Origin of the sequence: Pseudomonas sp. 8209, assembly GCF_028682105.1 — a bacterium.
GTDB lineage: Bacteria > Pseudomonadota > Gammaproteobacteria > Pseudomonadales > Pseudomonadaceae > Aquipseudomonas > Aquipseudomonas palmensis.
The window spans coordinates 1-6,345 of record NZ_JANIAH010000019.1; the positions used below are offsets into that span (position 1 = coordinate 1).

A 6,345-nucleotide genomic window follows, 5' to 3' on the forward strand; every position below is an offset into this window, starting at 1 on the left:
CGTGAGTATCTGGCGCCGCAGACCGAGCTGCAGCAGCGCATCGCCGCCACCTGGCAGCAGGTGCTGGGCTGCGCGCAGGTCGGCCTTGCCGACAGCTTCTTCGAGCTCGGGGGGCACTCGCTGCTGGCCACCCAGGTGATCGTGCGCCTGCGCGAGCAGCTGGGACTGGAGGTACCGCTCAAGGACCTGTTCATTGCCGAGGATCTGCTGGCGTTCAGCGCCAGCGTGCAAGCCTTGCAGGTCGACACCCAGCCGGTGGAGGACGAATTGGCTAAATCTTTGGCTGCCCTCAAACGTTTATCAGCTGAAGAGCTCGAGAAGCTGATTTCATAACCAGGAGTAGTGGCGTGCAAGAATTGATCGGGGCGGTGGGCGAGCTGTCACCAAGGGAGCGCAAGGCCTTGGCGATAATGCTCAAACAGAAGGGCATCAACCTTTTTGGCATTGCCCCGGTATTCAAGCGAAAACCCGAAGAGCCGCTGTTGCTGTCGTACGCCCAGGAACGCCAGTGGTTCCTCTGGCAGCTGGACCCCGGTAGCGCGGCCTATCACCTGTCCAGCGCGCTGTCGCTGGACGGCGATCTGAACGTCGAGGCCCTGGAGCGCAGCTTTGCAGCGCTGCTGGAGCGTCATGAAGCGCTGCGCACCACCTTTGTCCAGCACGCCGAGCAGACCCTGCAGCAGATTGCCGAGCACGTGCCGTTCAGCCTTGGCCGGGCGACCCTGGCCAATGCCGACGCGGCGGCGATCAAGGCCTTCGTCGAGGCGCAGACGCGCAGCCTGTTCGACCTGCAGCAGGGCCCGCTGGTGCGTGCCACGCTGCTGCAGGTGAGTGTGACGCAGCATGTGCTGGTGATCGTGCAGCACCATATCGTTTCCGACGGCTGGTCGATGCAGATCATGGTCGACGAACTGATGCGCCTGTATGCCGCCCATAGCCAGGGCCGGACCCTGGAGCTGCCCGCCCTGAAGATCCAGTATGCCGACTACGCCCTGTGGCAGCGCCAATGGATGGAGGCCGGCGAACGTGACCGCCAACTGGCCTACTGGACCACGCAACTGGGGGGGGAGCAGCCGGTCCTGGAGCTTCCCCTGGACCGCACACGCCCGGCCGAGCAGAGCTTCAGGGGCGCGCAACTGGGTATCGAGGTGCCCGTCGAACTGGGTGCAGGGCTCAAGCGCCTGGCCCAGGCCGAGGGCGTGACCCTGTTCATGCTGCTGCTGGCTTCGTTCCAGACCCTGCTGCACCGCTACAGCGGCCAGCCCGACATTCGCGTGGGCGTGCCGGTGGCCAACCGCAACCGGGTCGAGACCGAAGGCCTGATCGGGTTCTTCGTCAATACGCAGATCCTCAAGGCGCAGTTCGATGCGCCCCTGACGTTTCGCGCGCTGTTGCAGCAGGTACGCCAGTGCGTGCTGGCTGCGCAGGACCACCAGGACCTGCCCTTCGAGCAACTGGTGGACGCGTTGCAGCCGCAGCGCAACCTGAGCCATAACGCGCTGTTCCAGGTGATGTACAACCACCAGGGCGAGGCCCAGGGCAACCCGGCGGCGCAACTGCCGGGCCTGACCCTGGCGCCGCTGCACTGGGACAACCCCACCGCGCAGTTCGACCTGACCCTCAACACCTACGACAACCCTGAAGGCCTGGCGGCAGCGCTGACCTACGCCACCGACCTGTTCGAGGCAAGCACCGCCGCGCGCATGGGCCGGCACTGGCTGAACCTGTTGCAGGCGATCCTCGCCAACCCGGCCGGGCGCATCGACGAGTTGCCCCTGCTGGGCCCGGCCGAGCAGCAGGCAACCCTGCGCCAGTGGAATGGCCAGCCCCGTGCGTTCCCAGTCACACAGTGCCTGCACCAGATGATCGAGGCCCAGGTCGAGCGGACGCCGCAGGCGATTGCGCTGTGCTGCGGCGAGGCCCGGCTCAGCTATGGCGAACTCAACGAGCGTGCCAACCGTCTGGCCCACCGCCTGATCGAACAGGGCGTGGGCGCCGATGTGCGGGTCGGCCTGGCGGTCGAGCGCAGCCTGGAGATGCTGGTGGGGCTGCTGGCCATCCTCAAGGCCGGCGGTGCCTATGTGCCGCTGGACCCGGCCTACCCGAGCGAACGCCTGGCCTACATGATCGAGGACAGCGGCATCGGTCTGCTGCTGACCCAGCCATCGCTGCTGGCGCAGTTGCCGCTTGACGGCGGTGTGCAGTGCCTGTTGCTGAGCGACGATACAAGCGGCTACAGCCCGCACAATCCACAGGTGGTGCTGACCCCGGCCAACCTGGCCTACGTGATCTATACCTCGGGCTCCACCGGCAAGCCCAAGGGCACCTTGCTTGCCCATCACAACGTGCTGCGCCTGTTCGCCGCCACCGAGCACTGGTTCGCGTTCGGCCCGGACGATGTGTGGAGCCTGTTCCATTCCTACGCCTTCGACTTCTCGGTGTGGGAGATCTTCGGCGCGTTGCTGTATGGCGGGCGCCTGGTGGTGGTGCCACATGATGTCAGCCGCTCGCCGGAGGACTTTCATGCCTTGCTGCTCAAGGAGGGTGTCACGGTACTCAACCAGACCCCTTCGGCCTTCAGTCAGTTGATGCAGGTGGCCTGTGCGCCCGAGCATGCCGGCGCACGCAACGCCTTGCGCCACGTGGTGTTCGGTGGCGAGGCGCTGGAGGTGAAGAGCCTGCGCCCGTGGTTCGAGCGCTTTGGCGACCGGCAGCCGCAATTGACCAACATGTACGGCATCACCGAAACCACGGTACATGTGAGCTACCGTCCGCTGCGCCTGGCAGACCTGGCGGGGGAGGCCGGCAGCCCGATCGGCGAGGCGATCCCGGACCTGTCCTGGTACCTACTCGACCGCGCGCTCAACCCGGTGGCCAGGGGCTGCATCGGTGAGTTGTACATCGGCCAGGCGGGTCTGGCGCGTGGTTACCTCAATCGCGGCGACCTGACGGCCACGCGCTTTGTCCCCGACCCGTTCGGCGCTGCGGGCGAGCGCCTGTATCGCACCGGCGACCTGGCCCGCTATCGCGCCGACGGGGTGATCGAGTACATCGGGCGCATCGACCATCAGGTCAAGATCCGTGGCTTCCGTATCGAGCTGGGCGAGATCGAGGCCAGGCTGCAGGCACTGTCGCAGGTGCGCCAGGCCGTGGTGCTGGCCCAGGCGGGGGCCAGTGGCGCGCAACTGGTCGGCTACGTGGTACCGCGCACGCCGGGTATCGACCCGGGCGAACTGCGCGAGGCGCTGAAGGCGCAGCTGCGCGAGGACCTGCCCGAGCACATGGTGCCGGCGCACCTGCTGTTCCTCGAGCAGTTGCCGTTGACCAGCAACGGCAAACTCGATCGCAAGGCCCTGCCGCAACCCGATGCCAGCTTGTTGCAGAGCGTCTACGTGGCCCCTCAGAGCGATCTGGAACAGCGCCTGGCGAGCATCTGGCAGGACGTGCTCAAGCTCGAGCAGGTAGGCCTGACCGATAACTTCTTCGAGCTTGGTGGGGATTCGATCATCTCGATCCAGGTGGTCAGCCGTGCACGTCAGGCGGGCATCCGTATCAGCCCCAAGGATCTGTTCCAGCACCAGACCGTGCAAAGCCTGGCCACGGTGGCGCAGGTCGGCACCGCCGGCACCGCGCCGGAACAGGTAGCACTGGTCGGCCCGACACCGCTGCTGCCGATGCAGCAGCTGTTCTTCGACAGTGTGCAGGTGCAGCGTCACCACTGGAACCAATCGGTGCTGCTCAAGCCGTCGCAGGCACTCGACGAGTCGCTGCTCGAGCGTGCCTTGCAGGCGGTGGTCGCGCATCACGATGCGCTGCGCCTGCGCTTCGAGCAGCGGGCCGACGGCTGGCACGCCCACGCCGTCGCCGAGCCGGGCACGGCGCTGCTGTGGCATCGCGAGGCGGCGTCGCTGCACGAGCTCGACAGTTTGGGCGAGGCCGCGCAGGCCAGCCTGGACCTGCAGCATGGCCCGCTGTTGCGCGGCCTGCTGGTCGACCTGGCGCAGGGCGAGCAGCGCCTGCTGCTGGTTATCCATCACCTGGCGGTGGACGGCGTATCGTGGCGCATCCTGTTCGAGGACCTGCAACAGGCCTACGCCGCCTTGCGTGACGGGCAGGCCGTGCAGCTGCCGCCCAGGACCACATCGATCAGACGCTGGGCGCAGTGGCTCCAGCAGCATGCGCGCAGTGAAGCGGTGCAGGCCCAGCTGGATTACTGGCAGCACCAGTTGCAGGGGGTGGCGCTGGCGTTACCGTGCGAGCACCCGCAAGGCGACCTGAGCAACCGCCAGGCTGCCAGTGTCAGTACGCGCCTGGACCTGGCGCAGACCCGTCAGTTGCTGCAGCAAGCGCCCGCCGCCTACCGCACCCAGGTCAACGACCTGCTGCTGACCGCGCTGGCCCGGGTGCTGACCCGCTGGACGCAGGCCCCGGCAGTGGCGCTGCAACTGGAAGGGCATGGCCGCGAGGAGCTGTTCGAGGACCAGGACCTGACCCGCACCGTGGGCTGGTTCACCAGCGTGTTCCCGCTCAAGCTGACCCCGGCCGCAGGCCTGGGTGACTCGATCAAGGCAATCAAGCAGCAGCTGCGCGCCATCCCCGACAAGGGCATCGGCTTCGGCGCCCTGCGCTACCTGGGCGACGAGGCGGCGCGCCGTGCGCTGGGCGAGCTGCCGACGCCGCGCATCACCTTCAACTACCTGGGCCAGTTCGATGCCAGCTTCGCCGACGCCACCGCGTTGTTCACGCCCTGCGGCGATGCGGCCGGCAACCCGCAAAGCGCCGAGGCGCCGCTGGACAACTGGCTGAGCATCAATGGCCAGGTCTACAAGGGCGAGCTGGAACTGAACTGGACCTTCAGCCGCGCCATGTTCGATACCGCCAGCGTGCAGCGCCTGGCCGATGCTTATGGCCACGAACTGGGCCTGCTGATCGCGCATTGCTGCAGCCCCGAGGCCGGTGGCGTGACGCCGTCGGACTTCCCGCTGGCGGGACTCGAGCAGGCCCAGCTGGATGCCTTGCCGATTGCCGCGCCTACCCTCAAGGACCTCTACCCGCTGTCGCCGATGCAGCAAGGCATGCTGTTCCACAGCCTGTACCAGCAGGACAGTGCCGACTACATCACGCAGATGAGCCTGGAGATCGACGGGCTCGACCCCGTGCGCTTTGCACGCGCCTGGCAGGATGCGGTGGACGCGCACGACATCCTGCGTACCGCATTTCTCTGGCAGCCGCCGCTGCTGCAGCCGTTGCAGGCGGTGCTGCGCCAGGCCACGCTGAGTTTCGAGGTGCACGACTGGCGTGAGCGCGACGACCTGGCACAGGCGGTGGCCGCGCTGGCTGGCAACGAGCGTCGCCGCGGCTTCGAGCTGGGCCACGCGCCGCTGTTGCGCCTGCACCTGGTGCAGAGCGGGGCGCAGCGCTACCACCTGATCTATACCCACCACCACATCCTGATGGATGGCTGGAGCAATTCGCAGTTGCTGGGCGAGGTGCTGCAACGCTATTGCGGGCAGGCACCGCAGGTCGCCGTTGGCAACTACAGCGACTACATCGCCTGGTTGCAGCGTCAGGACCGTCAGCGCAGCGAAGCCTTCTGGGGCGAGCAGTTGCGCGACTTGCAGGAGCCGACACGCCTGGCTCGGGTATCGACGCCTGCCGGCGATGGCTATGCCAATCACTACCTGACCCTGAAGGCCGCCGACACCGGGCGCCTGCAACGCTTTGCCCGTGAACAGAAAGTCACCGTCAATACCCTGCTGCAGGCGGCCTGGCTGTTGCTGTTGCAACGCTATACCGGGCAAGCATGCGTGGCCTTCGGCGCCACGGTGGCGGGGCGCCCAGCCGAACTCAAGGGGGTCGAGCAGCATATCGGGCTGTTCATCAACACCTTGCCGGTGGTCGCCAGCCCGCGCCCGGAGCTGACGGTCGGCCAGTGGCTGCAGCAGGTCCAGGCACAGAACCTGAGCCTGCGCGAGCATGAGCACACACCGCTGTTCGAAGTGCAGCGCTGGGCCGGCAAGGGCGGTGAGGCGCTGTTCGACAATATCCTGGTGTTCGAGAACTACCCGGTGGCCGAGGTGCTGGAGCAGGCGGCGCCAGAGGGCCTGCGCTTCGGCGCGATGGAGCAGCACGAACAGACCAACTACCCGTTGACCCTGGCCGTGGGGCTTGGCGACGAACTGTCGTTGCACATGAGTTACGACCTGGCGCACTTCGCACCGGCCACGATCGAGCAGATCGCCGCGCAGCTGGGCCACCTGCTGCTGGCCATGCCCTCGGCGGCTGATCGGCCCCTGGGCACATTGGCGCTGATGGAGCAGGCCGAGCAGCGCGAGGTGCTGGCCG

Annotated in this window: 2 protein-coding genes; both read left to right on the forward strand. The window is 67.0% G+C overall.

From position 1 onward, the window contains the following. Positions 1–333 (forward strand): phosphopantetheine-binding protein (locus tag NP552_RS25755; RefSeq protein WP_274097315.1); only part of this gene is annotated, 333 nt, incomplete at its 5' end. A gap of 14 nt (positions 334–347) precedes the next feature. Beyond that, positions 348–6,345: non-ribosomal peptide synthetase (locus NP552_RS25760; RefSeq protein ID WP_274097316.1), on the forward strand; the 5,998-nt coding region annotated here is incomplete at its 3' end.